Source organism: Rhodovarius sp. (assembly GCF_040399605.1).
Lineage (GTDB): Bacteria > Pseudomonadota > Alphaproteobacteria > Acetobacterales > Acetobacteraceae > Rhodovarius > Rhodovarius crocodyli_A.
Genome location: NZ_JBBARU010000140.1, coordinates 1 through 3,891, shown reverse-complemented (window position 1 = coordinate 3,891; position 3,891 = coordinate 1). Strand labels below are relative to the sequence as shown.

Annotated in this window: 4 protein-coding genes; 1 reads left to right on the top strand and 3 read right to left on the bottom strand. The window is 60.8% G+C overall.

Annotated elements, in window-relative coordinates; translation table 11 throughout:
• From ABWP84_RS18265 to ABWP84_RS18255, 3 genes are all read right to left on the bottom strand, one after another.
• Nucleotides 1-255, bottom strand: a 255-nt coding sequence (locus ABWP84_RS18265; protein WP_353213453.1) for a hypothetical protein, incomplete at its 3' end; no start/stop codon positions are given.
• 668 nt (nt 256-923) lie between these two features.
• The gene (locus ABWP84_RS18260; protein ID WP_353213452.1) at nt 924-1,427 is read right to left on the bottom strand and encodes a hypothetical protein; all 504 of its coding nucleotides are present in this window, start codon (nt 1,425-1,427) and stop codon (nt 924-926) included.
• A gap of 132 nt (nt 1,428-1,559) precedes the next feature.
• Nucleotides 1,560-2,525 carry a tripartite tricarboxylate transporter substrate binding protein gene (locus ABWP84_RS18255; protein WP_353213451.1) on the bottom strand — a complete coding sequence of 322 codons (966 nt, stop codon included), beginning with the start codon at nt 2,523-2,525 and terminating at the stop codon, nt 1,560-1,562.
• A 414-nt stretch (nt 2,526-2,939) separates the two neighbouring features.
• Here ABWP84_RS18255 and ABWP84_RS18250 point away from each other — a divergent pair, with 414 nt between their 5' ends.
• Nucleotides 2,940-3,512, top strand: coding sequence for a hypothetical protein (locus tag ABWP84_RS18250; protein ID WP_353213450.1), 573 nt, complete (start codon nt 2,940-2,942; stop codon nt 3,510-3,512).
• Nucleotides 3,513-3,891: the final 379 nt, after the last annotated feature.

Genomic DNA, 3,891 nt, shown 5'->3' with positions numbered 1-3,891 from the left:
GTTCTTGCGCATGGCGTCGTCCCATGCGGCTGGCTGATTGAGATGAGCTAACCCCCGCCGTCGGGCGCCAATTGCGCTTGCCGGCGGGGTTTTGTTTTTTCTAGGGCAGTTGTTCCGGCACTCGCGCCAAGGGGGTTTAGGCTTTGACTGCACGAAAGCTTCTTTTTTCGGCCGCGCCATGCTGATCGCCAAACCGATGACGCTAGGGCTGATCAGCCGGGTCGCGTTTCTGCAGCGCAGAAATGTGCTCGTCATCGGCGCCACTGCAGCCTTCCGGCTGGATGATCCGGGCCGCCTTCTGGAAGGCCGCGTCACCGGCGCTGGATGGCGCCGTTCTGGATATGGCCATGCCCAAGCCGCAGGGCGAGGTGCTGCTGGCCGGCTTGGCCCGTGCGCCTAGCGGCCCTGGGCGCAGGCGGCACGCGGCCGGGGCCGCTATCCTGCCACCACCATCCCGCCCAATCCCCCCAGCCATCGCCGCCCTAGATCGCCCCGCAGAATACCATTCCAGACCGGCGGTAGAGTCACCAGCGGCGTTTCAGGCCCTGGATGGGGGTAGGGTAGCGCCCGACCCGCAAAAGCCGCTGGTGAGTCGTTTTGACCGCGCACGCGCGAGTATCAGCCTGCCTCGCATGTGCGCGCGTAATTGTTACGACATGATGGACCGTCAATTCAGCTCCTTAACCATCCACCATTACCGTAATTGATGATTTTTTCTCGCGCGCACGCGCGGAGCATTGCGAATCACCTTCGATAGATCTTGAGCCTAAGGCTCACGCTTTGCCGGTTTTTTGAAATCCACGCATCACGCAACATCGCACCTCGCGACCAATATTCTCAACCAGCACCCTTCGCCGCGAGAATCGCCGCCCTCAGGGCTGCTCGAGCCTCTGGGGCCAGGGCCGAAGCATCGATGGTGGTCTTCACCTCTGTCTGAATGGCCCCACCATCGGCGCCAGTGAGTTCGGTCTTCTGAACGTCATGGTGCCAGCCGCTGGCCGCCCGGTTTCCTTTTTTAAGGCCAGCGTGATCATCTGGCTGTTGCCGGACTTTCCCCGTGCCACGTCGATGGCCAAGGACTCCCAAAACAGCACGGCCCTGTGGCGCCCCTCCTGGATGGCCATGAGGAATTCTGGATGGAGCTTCTGCCACTCGAATAGGCTCCTGGCGCTGATACTGATCTTGGCAGCACCAGCCTCTGCCGAATGGCCTCCTGCCATAGCCTCGATCAGTTGCTCGCACATCTCAGGCCTGTAGGCGGTTGGGCGGCCAACAGGGCGCTTGGAGCTTGTGGCCTTCTCGGGGGAGGAGACAGGGTTTGACATGCGGGAATTATAAAACGCATAGGGGCGGAAGAGAGCCATTTTCATTACTTGCGAGGGGTCCCTCAATCCCCACCATGGTGTGACCGAGAAATCCAGCGTCACCTGCCCCATCCACCACCAGCAAGCCGCCTGGGCCTTCCTGGTGGGGCTGGAGCGGGAGTTGCAGGTTACGGGGCCTGTGAGGCTCCCCACCCCTTAACGCCTGCCAGAGCCAACCATTGCTGGCGGGCCATTCTATTCCGGTTCGATCCCGGCGCCGCGGATCATCTCGCCCCAGGCGGCAATCTGCTCGACCACGAAGCGGTTCAACTCCTCGGGCGTCGAGGTGAAGCCGTCAAAGCCGAGATCAGCCATTCGGGTGCGATATTCGGGCCGCGCGCCGATGCGCTGCATGGCGGCCGAAATCGTCGCCACCACCTCGGGCGGCATGCGTGCCGGGCCGAAAAGCGCGGCGAAGCTCTGCAGGTCAAACCCGGTCAGCCCCACCTCATCGAGCGTCGGAACGTCAGGGATCAAGGCCGAGCGGCGCTTATTGGTCTGTCCCAGCGCGCGCAGTCTCCCGTCGCGGACATGACCAAGCGAGGGCGTGAGGTCCACGACGATGGAGGTGACGCGGCCTGCCAGCACATCGGTCAGCGCCGGCGGGGTGGAGCGGTAGGGGACATGCAGCATGTCCACGCCTGCCAGCCGGGCTATGGTCGCACCGGCCACAATCCCAGTGCCATTGCCGCTGGCATAGCTGATCTGGCCGGGCCGCGCGCGGGCGAGGGCAATTAATTCCTGGAAGTTGCGGGCCGGCACATCGGCGCCCACCACCAGCCAGAAGACATATTGGCCAAGCCGGGCGATCGGCGTGAAGTCGGCGATGGGGTCATAATCCAGCCGCTTCAGCAGCCAGGAATTGGCGCCATGTGTGGTGTTGGTGGTGACGAAGAGTGTGTGCCCATCAGGTGCCGCGCGCATGGCAGCCGCCGCCGCGATGGTGCCATTGGCGCCCGCGCGATTGTCCACCGTGATGGTGGTACCGAGTTCCGCTCCCAGCATTTGCGCCAATACCCGCGCCACCGCATCCGTGCCGGAGCCAGCGGCGAAGGGCAGGATGAAGCTCATGGGCCGCGTGGGCCGCCATTCGCTTTGCGCCTGCGCCAGGGCAGGGGCTGCGAGGCTGGCGGCAAGCAGGCTTCGGCGTTGCAAATTCATGTTTCTCTCCCGGCTGGCGGTTCATCCGCCGTGTTCATTTCTGCGATAGCGAGGATGGTCGCAAGGCTCGCGCGTATCCCGCTAAGCTAGTTTTCCGTCTCCACGTCAATCCACTCTTCCAGCGAATGGGCCCGCCCGCCTGGGCGGTCAGCCCGCACTGCAGGCCATCCGAGATCTGCTCGGCGGGGAAGTCGCCTGCGCCTGATCAGGTCGTTCAGGGCCAGCCATGTGAGAAATTAACAATAAACTGAAAATCAGACACTATTAGGTAAAAAGTCTTAACGACAAATTAAAAAAACTATCCAGAAAGTTATCTAATTGACCACTTCACTCGCTTTATCTATATTAATGCCTATCAACGCAATCGCAAGGGCAAAAATTAGTGCTAAGATTAACAGGAGTGTTAGTCTTACCATGACTTCTATTCTTACCAACGATCCCGATCTGTTTGTCGGTAACAACACCGGCCAAATGATCCAGGCCCGTGGCGGCAATGATGTGATCCGGGCCGGTGCCGGCGATGACACGATCAGCGGCGGTGCAGGAAATGATGCGATCAACGGCGGTGCCGGAAATGACCGGATCGACGGCGGCGATGGCAGTGACAAGATCCAGGGCGGCGAAGGTTCCGATCGCATGAAGGGCGGGGCCGGAAATGACACGTTCTTTTTCAACAAGGGCCAAATCTCGAACGACAGCGCCCAAGGGCTTCTCGACCACATCATCGACTTCCAAGGTGCTGGCGGTTATGCGGCGGAACAGGATTTCATCCGGTTTGAGGGCTTCGGCGTCGGCTCGACCTTCACCTATGCGCGCGCGGCCACGGAGCATAGGAATGGTGCGATCTACGAAGTCTACGATACCACCGATGGCTCAATTGTCGAGATTCTGATCGAGTTCGCCGACAACAACTACACCGGTACGATGCAACTGCTTGGCGCCGCCCACGGCTCCAGCGTGAACAATGCGGATTTTGGTTGGCTCTGACGACAGAGCAGGCCCAGAAGTCATCCGTCAGAGAGGGGGATGGGTAATTACCAAAGCTTTTCGATTGACAATTCAAAGCGGTAAAAACGCTAGGGTAAAATTAATGTGCCAGTGATGGGGTAGTTCACGCTGCGCGCGAGTTTTTCTGTATTAGCGTACAGGGCAGCCTCCCCAGCCGGTTGCAGCCCCTAGGCCGCAAGACTATCAGGCACCCCCTCGGGGTAGGGCCTCGGCCTGCCGTATTCATTCCGAGGCTGCGGCAGGCCCTGGTAATCCCGCATTCCCGAGGGGTCGTCTGTCATTTCGGTGCTGGTAGGCCGCAGCCCGCACTTAGAGCAACGTAAGCGACCTCTCACCGCATCCAGCGGCACGGCACCGC